Below are 17,467 nucleotides of genomic sequence, written 5' to 3' on the forward strand. Positions count from 1 at the left end.
TGATTCTTCCCGGGGGTCAGGTGGGCTTTCCAACCACAGGGAGGTGGTCATGACACCGGCGGAGGAGTTCGGCGACGTCATCGTCGGAGCGGGCCTGATGGCCGGCGCGGCGAACGTGATCATGCAGCTGGGCCGGCCCGGTGTCGGCTACGGCGTCTACGAGAGCACCGTGGACAGCGGGAACCTGTTCAAGCACCCGGTCAAGCGCACCCGTACCACGTTCACCTACCTGTCGGTCGCGACGTTGGGCACCGACGAGGAGAAGCGCGCCTACCGGCGCTCGGTGAACCGATCGCACGCCCAGGTCCGCTCGGGCGAGTCGAGCCCGGTGTCCTACAACGCCTTCGACCCGGAGCTGCAGCTGTGGGTGGCGGCGTGCCTCTACAAGGGCTACGAGGACTCGTTCGTGGCCATGTCCGGCAAGCCCATCCCGGCCGACCGCCGCGAGGAGATCTTCGCGGCTTCCGCCCCGCTGGGCACGACGCTGCAGGTCAAGCCGGAGATGTGGCCGTCGACGAGGGCGGAGTTCGACGACTACTGGGAGAAGAACCTCGCCGAGGTCAGCATCGACGACACGATCCGCAGGCATCTGCTCGACATCGCCGAGCTCCGGTTCCTCCCGGCGATCCTGCGCGTCCCCTTCGCGCCGCTCAACAAGTTCATCACCACGGGCTTCCTGCCGCAGACCTTCCGCGACCAGATGGGCCTGCACTGGACCCACCGCGACCAGCGCCGCTTCGACAAGCTCACCCGAGCCATCGGCGCCGTGGCCCTCCGCCTGCCCACCCCGCTCCGCAGGTTCCCGTTCAACTACCACCTGTGGGACCTCCGCCGCCGGATGCGCAAGGGCAAACCCCTGGTCTGAGCCCTTCGCCGGAGATCGCCTCATGAGCCGCGCGGCCTCGTCGCGCGGCTCTTCCGCGTGCTGGTGAGGGGATTTTCAAGATCTTCTTGACGGGATCCGGCGCGGGGCCGGGCTTCGGTCCGGTTCGGCTGGCGTGGGTGTTTTCCGGCGCGCGGACCTGAAAAACGGCGGGAAACATCGTGTTAACCAGGTGGTTTGCAGGATTCCGGCGTTGACCGGGGTTGTCCCGGTGTTTAACGTCCCCGGCCATGACAACCGGGCTGGCCGTGGAGGCCGTGGACGAGGTGGATCGCCGCATCATCGCGGCGCTGCAGCTCAACGGGCGTGCTCCGTGGAGCGCGGTCGCGCGGTGGGCCGGTGTCAGCGAGACGACCGTGCAGCGGCGCTTCACCGCGCTGCACGAGCGCGGGCTGGTCCACGTCGTCGGGGTCATCGACCTCGACCGGACCGCCGCCGGGTCGTCGATGCTGGTCCGGGTGCAGGCCAAGCCCGGGCGGGGCTGGGACCTCGCCGAGCAGCTGGCGACCCGGCCGGAGGCGCGGTTCCTCGCCGTGGTGACCGGCACCGCCGACCTCATCGTCGACTTCGTCGCCCACGACAACGACGAGCTGCTGCGGCTGCTGTTCACCGACCTGCCCGGTGCCGAGCTGATCACCGGGACCGAGAGCGTCGCCGTCATCCGCACCTTCGCCTCGGCACCGGGCTGGGACACCGGTCTGCTGCCGCCCGAAGCCGCCGCCGAGCTGCGACCGACCCACGCGCCGCCCTACGACCGGGCGGACTGGGGCACTCCGCCGAAAGCACCGGGTGAGCTCGAAACCGCCGTGGCCGAGGAACTCGCCGCGGACGGCCGGTTGCCGGTGAGCGCGATCGCCCGCGAGCTCGGGTGCAGCGAATCCAGCGTCGCCCGCGCGATGGACCGGATGGTCTCGCGGGGCGGATTGCAGTTCCGGACGCTCGTCGAACCCGGTCTGCTGGGCTACGGCGTGGAATTCATGCTCTGGCTGTCGATTCACCCGGGAGACCTCGACGAGGCCGGTCGCCGCCTCGCGGCCCACCCCGGCACGAAGTTCCTGGCAGCCGCGACCGGCCGGTTCAACCTCGTCGGGCAGATGGTGCTGCCCGCCAAGGCCGACCTGTTCGGCTACACCACCGAGGTCATCGGCACGCTCCCCGGGCTCAACGCCTCGGACGTCACCTTGCACCTGGCCACGCTCAAGCGCGCGTGGACCCGCGTCGACCGCTTCCGCTGAGAACCGCACGGAGGGAACATGTCCGAAACACCAGAGCCGTGGCAGTGGCCGGAGCGGGCCTGGCGCCGTCACGTCGAAGCCGTGCGCGCCGGACGGCGCCTCGTGCCTCAGCAGTGGCCCGGCGGAGCGCGGGTCGCGGTCGCGCTGTCCTTCGACCCGGACCACGAGACGATCCCGCTGCGCGACGGCGAGACCAGCCCCGGGCGGCTCGCGCAGGGCGAGTACGGCGCCCGCGTCGGCGCGGGCCGGGTGCTCGAACTGCTCGCCGAGCACCGGGTCCCCGCGACGTTCTTCATGCCCGCGGTCTCGGCGCTGCTGCACCCGGCCGAGGCGCGGGACTACGCGAGCGAACCGCACGAGATCGGCGTGCACGGCTGGATCCACGAGCGCAACACCCTGCTGGCCCGCGAGGACGAGCGGGACCTGCTCGCCAGGGCGATGGAGTCGCTGGCCGAGATCACCGGCGTGCGCCCGACCGGCATCCGCACCCCGTCGTGGGACTTCTCCGAGTCCACGTTGGACACCATCCGCGAGCTCGGCTTCGCCTACGACTCCTCGCTGATGGCCGACGACGAGCCCTACGAGATCGTCGCCGAGGGCGAGCCGACCGGGATCGTGGAGATCCCCGTCGACTGGATCCGCGACGACGCGCCGTACTTCACGATGGACCGCTACGGATCCGTGCGGCCCCACACCCGCCCGCGCGACGTGCTGGAGATCTGGGTCGACGAGTTCGACGCCGCCTACCGGGCCGGGGGCGTCTTCCAACTGACCGCGCACCCGCACGTCATCGGCCACCGCTCGCGGCTGGTCGTGCTGCGGGAACTGCTCGACCACATCCGGGCGCACGGCGACGTGTGGTTCGCCACCCACGCCGAGCTCGCCGACGCCGCGCGCGCCGAGGCGACCCGGCTCGACACCGCAGGAGCGACCTCATGAGAGCGGACGCGGCGATCAGCGCCGGGAAGATGACGCGCGCTCAGCGCAAGGCCATCGTGGCGGGCACGATCGGCAACACCGTCGAGTGGGTCGACTGGGCGCTCTACTCGATCTTCGCCAAGATCATCTCGCAGGAGTTCTTCCCCGGCGGCGACGAGACCGTCGCGCTGCTGTCGACGCTGGCGGTGTTCGCGGTCGGCTTCGTGATGCGCCCGATCGGCGCCGCGGTGCTCGGCGGCTACGCCGACCGGCACGGGCGCAAGAAGGGCCTCACGCTCACCGTCGGGTTGATGGCCGGTGCGTCGTTCGTCATCGCCCTGACCCCCGGCTACGACGCGATCGGGCTGTTCGCGCCGCTGGTGCTGCTGCTGGCCCGGTTGCTCCAGGGCTTCTCCGCCGGTGGTGAGTTCGGGTCGTCCTCGGCGTTCCTCGTCGAGTCCGCCGCAGCGGGCAGGCGCGCGTTCGCCGGGTCCTGGCAGCAGGTCTCGGTCGGCGGCGGCGTGCTCATCGCCTCGCTGATGGGCACCATCGCCACCTCGGCGCTGTCGGACGCGGCGCTGCACTCCTGGGGCTGGCGCGTCGCGTTCGTCCTGGGCGGGCTGCTCGGGCTCATCGGGCTGTGGTTGCGGGTCTCGGTCGAGGACACCGACTCGTTCACCCGGGCCCGCTCGGACGGCCGGACCCGGACCAACCCGCTCAAGGCGATGTTCGTCGAGCACCCCGGAGCGGCGCTGCGGGTCGCCGGCATCACCATCGCCGGGACGCTGACGTACTACATCTGGGTCAACTACCTGCCGACCTACGCCAACATCACCACCGGGATCCCGCTGTCGCAGGCGCTGCTGTCGCAGACGTTGTGCCTGGTGGTGTTCGTGGTCGCGCTGCCCTTCGTCGGCATCCTGTCCGACCGGGTGGGCCGCAAGACCACGCTCGGCGTGTTCGCGGGCGGTTTCGTGGTGCTGTCCTGGCCGCTGCTGAACCTGCTCGGCAACAGCTTCTGGAGCCTGTTCCTGGTGCAGCTCGTCGGCATGGTCCTGGTGCTCGGGTACTCGGCGAACTGCGCGGTGATCATGGCCGAGCAGTTCCCGCCGGAAGTCCGCGCCACCGGCATCGCGCTGCCCTACGCCCTGGCGGTGGCGCTGTTCGGCGGAACCGCGCCCTACATCACGACCTGGCTCAACGACATCGGGCACAGCGACCTGCTCTGGCTCTACGTCTCCGGCTCGGCGCTGATCTCGCTGATCGTCTACCTGACGATGCCCGAGACCAAGGACGAGGAGTTCGCCTGATGCGCGCAGTGCTGGTCACCGGCGCGGCGAGCGGGCTCGGTCGCGCCATCGCCGAGGAGTTCGCCGAGCACGAGGACGTCGCGCTCACCCTCGTCGACATCGACGGCGACCGGTTGGCCGACTCGTCGGTGCCGGGAGCGCGGATCACCGCCGATCTCACCTCACCGCAGGCCTGCGAAGCGGTCGTCGAGCAGGCGTGGCCGCTGGACGTGCTGGTCAACGCCGCCGGGATCTACCCGTCGCTGGACATGGCCGACGTCGACGCCGAGAGCTGGGACCGGATCTTCGCGCTGAACGCGCGCGCCCCGGTGCTGACCACCGCCGCGTTCGCGCGGCGGGCTCGCGGCGGGGCGATCGTCAACATCTCCTCCGGGGCCGCGCTGCGCGCCCGGCCGGGCGGCGGACCCTACGCGAGCTCCAAGGCGGCGCTCGAGATGGCCACCCGCGCAGCGGCTCTGGAGCTGGGGGAGCGGGGCATCAGGGTCAACGCGGTCAGCCCGGGGTTCGTGGCGGTCGACAGCGACTGCAACCCGGTCGCCGAGGACTACGCCGCCGCGGTGTCGGTGAACCCGCTCGGCAGACCGGGCGTCCCGGCCGACGTCGCCCGCGCCGTCCGCTGGCTGGCCGGGGACAACGCCTCCTGGATCACCGGCGAGATCCTGCGCGTCGACGGCGGATCCGCCGCCGGTGCCGCACACCTGCCACGACTGTGGCCTCACCCGGTGGGGCCGAACGAGGTCCGGGAAGGACGCAACGCATGAGTTCCACGACGTACGCGGTGGTCGGCGGGGGAGCGATCGGGGGCACGCTCGCCTTCCACCTCGCCCGCGCCGGGCACCCCGTCACCGTGATCGACGCCGACGCCGAGCACGTGGCCGCCATCGCCGAACGCGGTCTGGTCCTGGACCGGGCCGGTGAGCGCACCGCCGCGCCGGTGGCGGCCGCGACTCCCGAGGAGTTCACCGGCACCTTGGAGCACGTGCTGCTCGCGGTGAAGGCCCAGGCCACGGAGTCGGCGGTGCGCTGGATCGCGCCCCGGCTCGCACCCGACGGGTACGTGGCGTCGGTGCAGAACGGGTTCAACGAGCCCGTCCTGGCCGAGCACCTCGGCCTCGCGCGCACCGTCGCGGCGTTCGTCAACATCTTCGCCGACCGCACCGAGCCCGGCGTGATCGCCGACGGCGGCCCCGGGGCCCTCGTGCTGGGTGAACCCGGCGGGGCGGTGTCGGACCGGGTGCGGTCGCTGGTGGCCGACCTGCGGGCGTGGGGTCCGGCGCAGGCCAGCGACAACGTCGAGGGATTCCTCTGGGCCAAGGCGGGATTCGGCGCGATGCTGGCCGCCACGGCGCTGGCCGACGAGCCGATGGCCGACCTGATCGACCGGCACCGGCCCGCGATGCACGCGCTGGGCGAGGAGGTCTTCGCCGTCGCCGGAACCCTGGGCGTCCGGCTGGAGGCGTTCGACGCGTTCCGCCCCACCGCCTTCGCGCGCGGCGCCGACCGCGACGACCGGGAACGCGCGGTGGCGGAGTTGACGGCCTGGCTGCGAACCCAGCCCAAGACCCGCAGCGGCATCTGGCGGGACCTCGCGGTCCGACGTCGGGAGGTCGAGGTGACCACCCACTACGCCACGGTCCTGGCCGAGGCGGACCGGCTCGGCATCGGCACGCCCCTGCTCCGGGCGGTGATGGCCGGGCTGCGCGAGCTGGAGGACGACCCCGCCGCGATGTCCGAGCGGCGGCTCGACGAGCTCGACCGCATCGCCGGGAGCCTGGTGTGACCGCCGCGGCCGCGCACGCGTGGCTCACCCAGCACCGCGACGAGATGATCGCCGACCTCGCCGCCTACGTGAACCACGAGAGCTCCAGCGACGACCTCGCCGCGCTCGACGAGTGCCTGCGGTGGGTGTGCGACTGGCTCGACGCCCGCATCGGCCCGCCGGTCGAGCACGAGCGGTTGCCGCGCGACGAGACAGGCGACGTCGTGATCCGCCGGTACTCCGGCAGCGGTGCCGAGCCGATCCTGCTGCTGGCCCACTACGACACCGTCTGGTCGACCGGCACGCTCGCCGGGTGGCCGTTCGCGGTGGACGGAGACCGGATCAGCGGTCCCGGCGTCTTCGACATGAAAGCCGGTCTGGTGCAGGCGGTCTGGGCGCTGCGCGCGCTGCAGGAGCTCGGGCTTCCCCGGCCTCCGGTCACGCTGCTGCTCAACGGCGACGAGGAGACCGGCAGCCTCGGCTCGTCCGACGTGATCGCCGCCGAGGCGCGGAAGTCCCGCGCCGCGCTCGTGTTCGAGGCCAGCGCCGACGGCGCGGTCAAGACCGCCCGCAAGGGCGTCGGGCTGTTCACGGTGACCGTCACCGGCGAAGAGGCGCACGCGGGCCTCGACCCGACGGCCGGGGCGAGCGCGGTGGTGGAGATGGCCCACCAGGTGCTGCGCTGCCGGGCGCTCACCGACCTGGACGCCGGGACGTCGGTGAACGTCGGGGTGGTGCGCGGAGGCACCCGGGCCAACGTCACGGCGGGCAGCGCGACCGCGGAGCTCGACGTCCGGGTCGCCGACGCCGTCGAGGCGAGCCGGATCGACGCCGCCCTGGCGTCGCTGGAGCCGGTGGACCCGAAGACGCGGATCACCGTCTCCGGCGGCTGGAACCGCCCGGTCTTCGAGCGAACGCCCGAGGTCGCCGCGCTCTACGAGGTGGCGCGCGACTGCGCCGTCCCGCTGGGGCTCGACCTGCGCGAGACCGCCGTCGGCGGCGCGAGCGACGGCAACTTCGCCCAGGCGGCCGGGGCTCCGGTGCTCGACGGCCTCGGCGCCGTCGGCGCAGGCGCCCACGCCCGCAACGAGCACGCGACGGTCTCCGGCCTCCTGCAACGCTCAGCGCTCACCACCGCCCTGCTGCACCACTTCGCGACGCGGTCCTCACCGGCGGACGACTTCTCCTCGAACCGTCCCGGTATTTCGGAAATTGATCACGGGTGATTCGCCCTGGTGGTGCGATCGCCTTTTGGGGCGTTTCGCCGTAGATTTCTGATTTCAGCGTCGATCGAATGGTGGGGGCTTTTCCGGATTTCCGGCTCGGGAATGTCTGGATGGTTCCTTTAATCCATTTCTCGATGGGCTTCCGGATAAGCGGAGAGGCATTCTCCAAATGTTTTCGAAATGATTTCTGGTTCCCTGTATCAGCAGGTCATGATGCTGTACTGATTTAGCCGCCAACGCTTCTCGATCGCGATTTCCGGTGACTCCGGGCACAGGGTTTTGCTCATGAGGTTAGGCATGCCTATTGTCCCTTCACGTCTCGGAGCGAGATGAGGAGGAGAGGGGATTGGCGTGCTGATCGGCAACGCGTTGATCGGGTTGCGCGAGGGCCTGGAAGCGGTTCTCGTGGTGAGCGTCCTGATCGCATTCCTGGTGCGCGGTCAGCACCGGTGGGCGCTGCGCCTGGTGTGGACCGGCGTCGCCGCCGCCGTCGCGCTGTCGGTGGGAGTCGGCGCGCTGCTCACCTACACCTCGGCGACGCTGACCTTCGAGCAGCAGGAGATGTTCGGCGGCGGGATGTCCGTCCTGGCCGTGGTCTTCGTGACCACGATGATCTTCTGGATGCGCACCACCGCGCGCACCCTGTCGGCGCAGCTGCGCGGACAGCTCGACGAAGCGCTGCGGCTCGGCAACTGGTCGGTGATCACCGTCGCCTTCCTCGCCGTGGCGCGAGAAGGCCTGGAAACAGCGGTTTTCTTCTTCTCCAGCGTCCAATCCGCCGGTGGCGGCACGATCCTGCCGCTGGCCGGGTTCCTCATCGGCATCGCCGCGTCGGTGGCGATCGGCTGGGCCCTGTACCTGGGCGCGATCAAGATCGACCTCGGGAAGTTCTTCACCGCCACCGGAGTCCTGCTGGTGTTCGTCGCCGCCGGCGTTCTCGCCTACGGCGTCCACGACCTGCAGGAAGCCGGGGTGCTGCCCGGGTTGCACGTGCTGGCCTTCGACGTCAGCGCGCAGGTCCCGCCGTCGTCCTGGTACGGGACGCTGCTGAAGGGGATCTTCAACTTCTCGCCGCAGACCACCGTGTTCGAGGCCGTCGTCTGGGTCGGCTACGCGGTGCCCGTCCTCGTCCTGTTCCTGCGGCCGCAGCGCGCCGCCGCCCCGACCCCGACCGGAGAGATCTCGTGAGAACCCTCGCCAAGTCCGCACTCCCGCTGACCCTGCTCGCGCTCGCCTCCTGCGGCCAGCAGGCCGCCCCCGCAGTTCCGGGCGCGATCGGCGTCGAAGCCGGCGACGACGCCTGCAAGGTCTCCAGCACCACCGCACCCGCCGGGACGATCACCTTCGACGTGCGCAACACGGGCTCGCAGGTCACCGAGTTCTACCTGCTCGGCGACGGTGACAAGATCATCAGCGAGGTCGAGAACATCGGCCCCGGCATGAACCGGCAGCTCGTGGCCCAGGTGCCCGAAGGCGGCAAGTACACCACCGCCTGCAAGCCCGGCATGCAGGGCGACGGCATCCGCGGCGAGTTCACCGTGACCGGCTCGGCCGAGGCCGTGACCAGCCCGGAAGCCGCCCAGGCCGTCGCCGCCTACAAGTCCTACGTGGACCAGCAGGCCGAGGAGCTCAAGGCCGAGACCGGCACGTTCGTCCAGGCCGTCAAGGCCGGTGACGTCGAGCGGGCCAAGGCGCTGTACCCGAAGGCGCGGCTGCCGTGGGAGCGCATCGAGCCCGTCGCCGAGAGCTTCGGCGACCTCGACCCCAAGATCGACGGCCGCGAGGCCGACCTCGAACCCGGCCAGCCCTTCACCGGCTACCACCGCCTGGAGAAGGACCTGTGGGTCACCGGCCCGCAGCCCGACACCCCGGCGGTGGCCGATCAGCTCGTCGCCGACGTCGACCAGCTCGTCGCCCAGGCCCACGGCGTCGAGCCCACCCCGGCCGACACCGCCAACGGCGCCAAGGAGCTGCTCGAGGAAGTCGCCACCGGCAAGGTCACCGGCGAGGAGGAGATCTTCTCGCACACCGACCTGTGGGACTTCCAGGCCAACGTCGACGGTGCCGCGAAGGTCGTCGACTCGCTGCGACCGGTGCTGTCGGCCAAGGACCCGCAGCTGCTGGGCGAGCTCGACCGCGACTTCGCCGCGGTGCAGTCGCTGCTGGACCGCTACAAGGCCGGCGACGGCTTCAAGCTCTACCAGGAGCTGTCCCCGGAGCAGGTCAAGGAGCTCGCGGCCGCCGTCGACGCGCTCAGCGAACCGCTGAGCAAGACCGCGGGGGTCGTGACGCGGTGACCTTCTCACGCCGGAAGCTGTTCGGGCTCACCGGCGCCGGCGTGGCCATCGCCGGCGCCGGGGGCGCGGTCGGCGCCACCGCCTTCGGCGGGCACGCGCACGACCCGGCCGCACAGCGGGTCCCGTTCCACGGTCCGAACCAGGCCGGGATCACGACTCCCGCGCAGGACCGGATGCACTTCGTCGCCTTCGACGTCACCACCTCGGACCGCGCCGAGCTCGTCCGCCTGCTGCAGGACTGGACCCGCGCAGCCGAGCGCATGACCGCAGGTCAGGAGGCCGTCGAGCACGGCGCGACCGGCGGCGGCGAGCAGGAACCTCCCGGTGACACCGGCGAGGCGCTCGGCCTGCCGCCGTCGGCGCTGACGCTGACCGTCGGGTTCGGCCCGTCGCTGTTCGACGGCCGGTTCGGGCTCGCGGGGCAGCGCCCGCCCGCGCTGGCCGAGCTGCCGCACTTCCCGCAGGACAACCTCGATCCGGCTCGCAGCGGGGGAGACCTGTGCGTGCAGGCGTGCGCGAACGATCCGCAGGTCGCCGTGCACGCCATCCGCAACCTGGCGCGGATCGGGTTCGGCACGGTCTCGGTGCGCTGGTCGCAGCTCGGGTTCGGACGCACCTCCAGCACCTCCCGCGAGCAGACCACGCCGCGCAACCTGTTCGGCTTCAAGGACGGCACCAACAACATCAAGTCCGAGGACACCGCCGCCCTCGACGAGCACGTCTGGGTGCGGCCCGGCGACGGTCCGGAGTGGATGGTCGGCGGGAGTTACCTGGTGGCGCGCCGGATCCGGATGCACATCGAGACCTGGGACCGGACGTCGTTGTCCGAGCAGGAGCAGATCGTGGGGCGCGCCAAGGGTTCCGGCGCTCCGCTGGGCGCCGCCGACGAGTTCGCCCCGGTGAACGTGCACGCGCTGCCAGCCGACAGCCACGTGCGGCTGGCTTCGGCGGAGAACACCGGCGCGCGCCTGCTGCGCCGCGGCTACAACTTCACCGACGGCTCGGACGGCCTCGGCAGGCTCGACGCCGGGCTGTTCTTCGTGTGCTTCAACCGCGATCCGCGCAGGCAGTTCGTGCCGATGCAGCGCGCGCTGGCCCGCGACGACACGATGATGGAGTACTTGGAGCACAACGGCTCCGCGCTGTTCGCGTGCCCGCCCGGAGTGCGACCGGGGGAGCACTGGGGCCAGGAGCTGTTCGGCTGACCTGCGCCGGAAGAGCCTGGTCCGGGCGGTCGTACGACTTTGGTCGTACGGGTCGGTCTCAGGGTCGCGCGACCGGATTTCCGGGTTCGGACCTGAGGATTCGGCGTCTCGGGCCGCCTAGCGTCTCCAGTGGAAATGATCACCCGCGCCTGGGGGCGGGTGATCCGCCTACTGGAGGGAGACCCCATGCGCGCCAAGGCAGCCGAGTACCGGGGCGGACTCGCGGCGTTGTCGGTGAACGCCTCGCTGGACGAGGTCCTGGTCCAAGCCGAGCAGCACGACGCGGCGGCGACCACGGCCGGGGAGCGGGCCGGGGCGCAGCTGGCCATCGCCGAGGCGTGCCGCAGGCTCGGGCGGGTCGACCGCGCCGAGCGGGCCTGGCGCGCCAGCTACCGCACCGCCCGCGACGCCGGTGACGCGGCGGCGATGGCCTGGGCGCTGTGGAGCGGCGGAACCCTGGCCCGCCAGCGCGGCCGCTACCCGCTGGCGCACCGGCTGCTCACCCGCGCCGCGGCCACCGCCGAGCGCGGCAACGACGTCGTCGCCCGCGGCTACTCGCTGGCCGGTCTGGCCGAAACCGGGCGCGTGCAGGGAGATTTCGCCGGGACGTTGCGGCTGCACGAGAAGCTGCTGGACGAGGCCCGCGCGCACGGGCAGCCGCGCCACGTCGTCTGGGCGCTGGAGGGCATCGCGCAGATCCACCGGCACAACGGCGACCACGACCGGGCCCTGACGCTGTTCACCGAGGCCTGCGCGATCGCCACCGACAGCGATGACCAGCGCGGACGCGCCTGGGCGCTGCGCGGCATCGCCGACCTCACCTCGCTGCGCGGCGACGTCGACGGCGCGCTGGAGCTGCTCGCCGAGGCCGAGCAGGCCTGCCGTGCGATGCGCCTGGAGGCCGCGCTGGCCTACAACCACAAGATGCGCGGCAACGTCCTCTACCGCGCGGGCCGCTACGCCGAAGCCGAGCAGGTCTACGCGGCGACGATCGAGGAGTTCACCCGGATCGCCGAACCCCGGGGGGAATCCCTCGCCCGCCTCGGCCTCATCAAATCCCAATCCCACCAAGGCATGTCACCCGACGAGGTGGCCAAGACCCTCACCGAACTCCACACCCGCTTCACCCGAGCAGGGCTCCACCACGCGGTCGACATGGTCAACGCCGCCCGCCGCGACCTCCTCCCCTGACCCCACCCCGGTCAAAAACTGCAACATTCGTCGGGTGAGAACCGCGGTTTTCGCGGCGTGAAAACCGCGGTTTTCGACGTGACCTATGCGGGGGTTTTCGACGTGGGGGTCGTAGGGTCGGCGGGTGGGTTCTGTTGCGGTGACTCCGGTGCTCGGTGGCGTGATCGGGTTTCTGCTGGTCGCGGCCGGTGCTGTGGGGTGGTTGGGCGGGTTCGCGCGGTGGTGGTCTGTGCTGGGGGCCGGGGTGCGCGGGGCCGTGCAGCTGGCGGTGGTGTCGCTGGTCATCGCCTACGTGGTGCGGTCGTCGTGGCTCGTCGGGGTGTTCGTCGTCGTGATGTTCGCGGTGGCGGTGCGGACGGCGGGGCGGCGGATCACCGGTGACCGGACCTGGTGGTGGGCGGGCGTGCCGATCGCCGCGGGGGTCGCGCCGGTGGCGGCGGTGCTCGTGGTGAGCCGGGCCGTGCCGGTGACCGGGTTGGTGCTGGTTCCGTTGGTGGGACAGCTGATCGGGGGAGCGCTGACGGCCACGGCGCTGGCCGGGCGCCGGCTGCTCGACGAGCTGGAGCAGCGCCGCGGCGAGGTCGAGGCGGCGCTGTCGCTCGGGCTGTCCGACCGGGACGCCCGGCTGGAGATCGCGCGGCCGAGCGCGGGAACCGCGCTGGTTCCCGCGCTCGACCAGACCCGCACCGTCGGCATGGTGACCCTGCCTGGCGCGTTCGTCGGCATGCTGCTCGGCGGCGCGAGCCCGGTGCAGGCCGGTGCGGTCCAGCTGCTCGTGCTGGTGGGACTGCTGGCGGTGGAAGCGGTGGCGATCGCAGCCGTGCTGGAGATCGTCGCCCGCGGTCGCCTCACCCGCCCCGGACCGCTCAGCCCGGCAGCGTGAGAGCGGAGTGCTCGACCCGCCCGGTCTCGGGCAACTCCCCGGTGAGCGACCGCAGCCCGGCGTTGCGGGTCTCCAGCTCCTCGGCGGTGGTGGGGAACAGGACGGCGTCGCCCTCGCCGACCAGCGCCTGGTTGAGCTCGACGAACTCGCGGGTGCTCGCCTCGTAGGCGGTGAAGGCCGCGGTGTGATCGGCGTGGGTGGTCAGCGCGTGAGCGAGCATGTAGGCACCGACCAGCGCCAGGCTCGACCCCTGCCCGGTCAGGAACGACGGCGCGTGCGCGGCGTCGCCCACCAGCACCGCCCGGCCGCGCGACCACGCGGGCATCCGGATCTGGCTGACGGTGTCGAAGAACAGGTCGTCGGCCACCTGCATGGCCTCGACCATCGCCGGGGTTTCCCACCCGTGCCCGGCGAACGCCTCCGCGACCATCGCGCGCTGCGCCTCCGGGTCGCGCAGCAGCTCCATCGGTGGTCGCGGGCAGGCCAGGTTGAGGAACCCGTGCACCGTCTCGCCGTCCTCGACGCCGTAGAGGATCGCGCCCTTGCCCGGCGCGTTCCACATGACGCCCTCGTGGGAGAGCCCGAAGGTGTTGGGCATGGTGAACCCGGCGAAGCAGAATCCCAGGTAGCGGTGGAACTCCAGCTCCGGCCCGAAGACGAGCTCCCGGGTGCGGGAGTGCAGCCCGTCGGCGCCGACGACCAGGTCGAAGTCCCGCTCCGCACCGCTGCGGAAGGTGACGTGCACGCCGTCGGCGCGCTCGTCGAGGACCTCGATCGAGTCGCCGAAGACGAACTCCACGTCCTCGCGCACCGCGGCGTGGAGCACGTCGGTCAGATCGCCGCGCCGGATCTCCAGGTCCTCCCCGTCGACACCGCCCACGACGTGCTGCGGGTGCACCGAGGCCGCGACGGAGCCGTCGGTGTTGAGGAACGTCAGCCGCCGAGTCGCCACGTCGGCGGCCTGCAGCCGCGGCAACAGCCCCATCCGGCGCACGACCTCCAGCGCCGTTCCCCGCACGTCGATCGGGTACCCACCGGACCGCACGGTCGCGGCCTTCTCGACCACCGTCACCTCGAACCCGCTGCGGCACAACCAGAACGCCACCGCAGGACCCGCGATGCTCGCTCCGGACACCAGCACTCGCATCTCTCTTCCCCTCAACTCGACAACTGCCGACGCATCAGCGCGACGGCGAGCACAGTGGACAGGCAGAACGCGGTCGCGCAGACCGCGATCCAGCCGAAGACGCCCGAGCTCGAATTCCCCGCGGGCAGCGCGGTGGCCTGCAGCACGGCCGTCGCGGCGAAGTTGAACACCACGGACCCGACCGCCACCACGACCATGACCAGGCTCGACACCGTCGCCCGCCGGCTCGCGGGGGCGAGCTCGCCCGCCACGTTGAACCCCGAGGTGCCCAGCGCCCCGACCGTGAAACCCAGCAGCAGCGCGAAGACCACGGCCACCGGGAACGAACTGACACCGGCGAGCATGCCGAGGCTGCCGATCGTCCCGAGCCCCACCGCGCCGGTCAGCGTCGGCACCGGACCGACGCGGCCCGCCAGCGCCCCGGCCAGCGGGCCGCCGATCATGACGCCGAGCGCCGGAGCGGCCAGCAGCGTCGCCAGCGAACCCTGACCGCCGAGCCCGTAGCCCAGCCCGAGGCTCAGCGGAACGTCTCCGACCTGCGGCAACAGCTGCAGCAGGCTCTGGTACGCCCCGGTCGCCAGCACCACGATCAGCAGGGTCAGCAGCAGCGGGCCGCCGAGCCCTCGCACGTCGATGAGCGGTTCGACCTTGCGCCGCGAGGTGCTCCACCAGCCGGTGAGCGCCGCCGCACCGACGACGAGCAGCGAGACCGGGGCCGGGTGGAGCGGGCCGAGTTCGGATCCGAGGCTGATGCAGCTGAGCACGCCGATCAGTCCGGTGCCGAGCAGCGCGGCTCCGGTGAAGTCGATCCGGCCGGGCGTGGTGATCGCCGACTCGGACACCACCGCGCGCACGGTCAGCGCCATCGCCGCCGCGACCGCGGCCGAGATGACGAACAGGACCTGGAACCCGTTCTCGGCGGCCAGCTTCTCCGCGGCGAAGCGCGAAACGATGTTGAGCACGGCGGAACCGGACGTCACGATGCCGACCACGACCATCGCCAGGCGGGGCGCGCAGACGTCGCGCACGATCGCCACGATCAGGAACAGCGCCGCCACGGCCGCGCCTTGCAGCAACCGGCCCACCACGAACACCCACGTCGTCGGTGCCACCGCGCAGACCAGGGCTCCCGCGCAGCTGATCAGCAGCGTCAGCACCAGGACTTTGCGCTTGCCGTGGACGTCGGCGCTCTTGCCGAGCAGGGGAGCCCACATCGCACCGGCGAGCATCGCGCTGGCGTTGAGCCAGGCCGCCTGGTCGGTGCCGAAGTGGTCGAGCATCTGCGGGAGGACGATCAGCGGTGCGCTGATGGCGGTGTCGACCATGAAGTTCACCAGGACGAGCACCGACACCAGTCCGATGAGACGGCCGCTCCACCTGGTGTGGAGGGGTGTCTCGACCTCGTCGACGGTTGTCATCCGCTCGCTCCTCGTGTCGCCGTGCTCGATGCCGGGCAAAAACTACACTACACGGTGTAGTGTGGAACGTCTGAGAATAGGATGAGAACATGACGACTCCCAGGGCGGCCCCGCAGGCGGACGGTCGGCGCAAGCGGACCGAGATGAAGCGCGCGGCCATCCTGGACGCGGCGGAGGAGCTGTTCGTCTCCGACGGCTTCGAGGTGACCAGCGTCGATGCCATCGCAGCGCGGGCCGGCGTCTCCAAGCGCACCGTCTACGACCACTTCGGCGACAAGCGCGGGCTGTTCGTGGGCGTGCTGGAGCGCTCCGGCGAGGTGCTGCTGCGGACCATCCGCGCCGCCATCGACGAGGAGCTGACCGAGGGGCGCGATCTCCGGGAGGCGCTGCACGCCTTCGCGCAGCGGGTCACCACCGAGACCTTCCCGTCGTCGGTCTACGTCAACTTCCGGCGCCTCAACGGCCAGAACCCGCCCGCTCCGCGGCTGCCGGACGGCCTCCACGACGAGCCGGAACGCTCGCTGGAGGAGCGCTTCACCCGCTACGCGGACGCGGGCGCGCTGCGGCTCCGCGACCCCCGCCGCGCGGTCCAGCACTTCATCGCCCTGACCATGCGCCTGGCCCTCGACGTGCTCGACCAGACCCCCGACCTCGCCCGCGACACCGACGAGCTCCACGACCTCATCGCCGACGGGGTCGACGCCTTCCTCCGCGCCTACACCTGACCCCGGGGGTGCGTGACTCCAGGGGCTGCGTCGGGTCGCCAGGGGGCGGTTTTTCCTCGAATCACCCATGATCAATGTCCGTTATGTCCGTTCAATTCGAGGAAAAACCGTCCCCCTCCAGCACCCCCGCGCGGCGGAGCGGAGCAGCTGGAGCTCGATACAGTGCCGGGGTGGGAACCGATGAGCTGCCCGAGGAGTTGCGCGAGGACGCGCGGACGTTGTGGGACTACCACGACCTCCACCACGAGTTGCGGCGCTGCGACGTCGGCGTGGGGTTGGGCAGTCATGACCTCGGTGTTGCCGACCACGTGGTCGACCTCCACGCGGCCGGGTGGTTCCCGCTGATCGTGTTCACCGGCGCGAACGCGCCGACGACCGCCGAGCGGTTCCCGCGCGGCGAGGCCGTCCACTACCGCGAGCACGCCCTGCGGCGCGGTGTCCCGGACGCCGACATCCTGGTCGAGCCGAACGCCACCAACACCGCCGAGAACATCGAGTTCACCCGAAAAGCCCTGGAACACCGGGAAGTCCGGTCGATCCTGCTGGTGTCCAAGCCGTACCAGCAGCGACGCGCCCACGCCACGGCCGAGAAGGTCTGGCCGGAGGTCGACATCGTCTGCAGCTCCCAGCGCGCTCCGCTGGAGGACTACGTCCGCGCCATCGGCGACGCCGACCGCGTCCTGCACATGCTCGTCGGCGACACCCAGCGCATCACCCTCTACGCGGAGCGCGGCTTCGCCGTCGAGCAGCACGTCCCCGACGACGTCGACGCCGCCTACCGCCGCCTGCGCGCTGCCGGCTACACCGACCGGCTCGCCCCGGAGTGATCCTGTTCCGCCGTCAGCAGAACGGCTCCGGTGGTGAGTGCGGGAGGTGTCAGGATGTGGGCATGGCGGACGTCGTGGACCTCCAGCGGAGGCGCAAGGCCCGGCCCGAGCCGTTGTGGCGCGAGGAGCTCGGCCGCAGCCTGCGCGCGGCGCGGGAGGAGCGCGGGGACCGGCTCGTCGACATCGCCGAGCGAGCCGGTGTGTCCCCGCAGTACCTCTCGGAGGTCGAACGGGGCCGCAAGGAACCGTCGAGCGAGATGATCGCCGCGATCACCGGCGCCCTCGGCATCGAGCTGCCGGACCTGCTCATCACCATCGCCGGTGACGTCCGCCGCGCCGCCCCGATCGGGCGACCCTCCGGCCCGGTACTCATGGCCGCCTAAGCGCTGTGAGGTATGCGGCGGGGCCGCATTCTCGTTCACCATCCTGGCAGCCGGCACCGC

The 17,467-nt window shown here is 71.4% G+C and carries 17 protein-coding genes; 15 read left to right on the forward strand and 2 right to left on the reverse strand.

Features of this window, described 5'->3' with window-relative positions; translation table 11 throughout:
• Positions 1-49: 49 nt before the first annotated feature.
• The 12 genes from QFW96_RS16995 to QFW96_RS17050 all read left to right on the forward strand — a co-directional run bounded on the left by QFW96_RS16995 (position 50) and on the right by QFW96_RS17050 (position 12,907).
• Entirely contained in the window at positions 50-865 is an 816-nt protein-coding gene (locus QFW96_RS16995) for an oxygenase MpaB family protein (RefSeq protein ID WP_281456642.1), read from the forward strand.
• A gap of 248 nt (positions 866-1,113) precedes the next feature.
• On the forward strand, positions 1,114-2,118 hold the full coding sequence (locus QFW96_RS17000; protein ID WP_281456643.1) for an Lrp/AsnC family transcriptional regulator: 1,005 nt from the start codon (positions 1,114-1,116) through the stop codon (positions 2,116-2,118).
• A gap of 18 nt (positions 2,119-2,136) precedes the next feature.
• A complete protein-coding gene (locus QFW96_RS17005; RefSeq protein ID WP_281456644.1) occupies positions 2,137-3,057 on the forward strand; it encodes a polysaccharide deacetylase family protein in 921 nt (306 codons plus the stop codon).
• The gene (locus tag QFW96_RS17010) at positions 3,054-4,346 is read left to right on the forward strand and encodes an MFS transporter (RefSeq protein ID WP_281456645.1); all 1,293 of its coding nucleotides are present in this window, start codon (positions 3,054-3,056) and stop codon (positions 4,344-4,346) included. The genes QFW96_RS17005 and QFW96_RS17010 overlap by 4 nt, the downstream gene beginning before the upstream one ends.
• Positions 4,346-5,107 carry an SDR family NAD(P)-dependent oxidoreductase gene (locus QFW96_RS17015; RefSeq protein ID WP_281456646.1) on the forward strand — a complete coding sequence of 254 codons (762 nt, stop codon included), beginning with the start codon at positions 4,346-4,348 and terminating at the stop codon, positions 5,105-5,107. The genes QFW96_RS17010 and QFW96_RS17015 overlap by 1 nt, the downstream gene beginning before the upstream one ends.
• Positions 5,104-6,126, forward strand: coding sequence for a ketopantoate reductase family protein (locus tag QFW96_RS17020; protein WP_281456647.1), 1,023 nt, complete (start codon positions 5,104-5,106; stop codon positions 6,124-6,126). Before QFW96_RS17015 ends, QFW96_RS17020 begins: the two co-directional genes overlap by 4 nt.
• A complete protein-coding gene (locus tag QFW96_RS17025) occupies positions 6,123-7,331 on the forward strand; it encodes a M20 family metallopeptidase (protein ID WP_281456648.1) in 1,209 nt (402 codons plus the stop codon). The genes QFW96_RS17020 and QFW96_RS17025 overlap by 4 nt, the downstream gene beginning before the upstream one ends.
• Before the next feature lie 351 nt (positions 7,332-7,682).
• Positions 7,683-8,519, forward strand: coding sequence for an iron uptake transporter permease EfeU (gene efeU / locus QFW96_RS17030; protein ID WP_281456649.1), 837 nt, complete (start codon positions 7,683-7,685; stop codon positions 8,517-8,519).
• Positions 8,516-9,628 (forward strand): iron uptake system protein EfeO, encoded by a 1,113-nt coding sequence (gene efeO / locus QFW96_RS17035; RefSeq protein ID WP_281456650.1) that lies wholly within the window; start codon positions 8,516-8,518, stop codon positions 9,626-9,628. The genes efeU and efeO overlap by 4 nt, the downstream gene beginning before the upstream one ends.
• The gene (gene efeB / locus QFW96_RS17040; RefSeq protein WP_281456651.1) at positions 9,625-10,833 is read left to right on the forward strand and encodes an iron uptake transporter deferrochelatase/peroxidase subunit; all 1,209 of its coding nucleotides are present in this window, start codon (positions 9,625-9,627) and stop codon (positions 10,831-10,833) included. Before efeO ends, efeB begins: the two co-directional genes overlap by 4 nt.
• A 186-nt stretch (positions 10,834-11,019) precedes the next feature.
• Positions 11,020-12,024, forward strand: coding sequence for a tetratricopeptide repeat protein (locus QFW96_RS17045; RefSeq protein ID WP_281456652.1), 1,005 nt, complete (start codon positions 11,020-11,022; stop codon positions 12,022-12,024).
• A 124-nt stretch (positions 12,025-12,148) separates the two neighbouring features.
• Entirely contained in the window at positions 12,149-12,907 is a 759-nt protein-coding gene (locus tag QFW96_RS17050; RefSeq protein WP_281456653.1) for an ABC transporter permease, read from the forward strand.
• Here the strand turns inward: QFW96_RS17050 and QFW96_RS17055 are convergent.
• Positions 12,891-14,054 carry an FAD-dependent monooxygenase gene (locus QFW96_RS17055; RefSeq protein ID WP_281456654.1) on the reverse strand — a complete coding sequence of 388 codons (1,164 nt, stop codon included), beginning with the start codon at positions 14,052-14,054 and terminating at the stop codon, positions 12,891-12,893. The two genes, QFW96_RS17050 and QFW96_RS17055, sit on opposite strands and share 17 nt — an antisense overlap.
• Before the next feature lie 11 nt (positions 14,055-14,065).
• On the reverse strand, positions 14,066-15,472 hold the full coding sequence (locus QFW96_RS17060) for an MFS transporter (RefSeq protein WP_281456655.1): 1,407 nt from the start codon (positions 15,470-15,472) through the stop codon (positions 14,066-14,068).
• Positions 15,473-15,561: 89 nt separating this feature from the next.
• On the opposite strand from QFW96_RS17060, the gene QFW96_RS17065 reads away from it, so the two are divergent.
• From QFW96_RS17065 to QFW96_RS17075, 3 genes are all read left to right on the forward strand, one after another.
• Entirely contained in the window at positions 15,562-16,197 is a 636-nt protein-coding gene (locus QFW96_RS17065) for a TetR/AcrR family transcriptional regulator (RefSeq protein ID WP_281456656.1), read from the forward strand.
• A gap of 170 nt (positions 16,198-16,367) precedes the next feature.
• Entirely contained in the window at positions 16,368-17,024 is a 657-nt protein-coding gene (locus QFW96_RS17070) for a YdcF family protein (RefSeq protein ID WP_281456657.1), read from the forward strand.
• A 62-nt stretch (positions 17,025-17,086) separates the two neighbouring features.
• Entirely contained in the window at positions 17,087-17,407 is a 321-nt protein-coding gene (locus tag QFW96_RS17075; protein ID WP_281456658.1) for a helix-turn-helix domain-containing protein, read from the forward strand.
• Positions 17,408-17,467: the final 60 nt, after the last annotated feature.

Source organism: Saccharopolyspora ipomoeae, assembly GCF_029952525.1.
Lineage (GTDB): Bacteria > Actinomycetota > Actinomycetes > Mycobacteriales > Pseudonocardiaceae > Saccharopolyspora > Saccharopolyspora ipomoeae.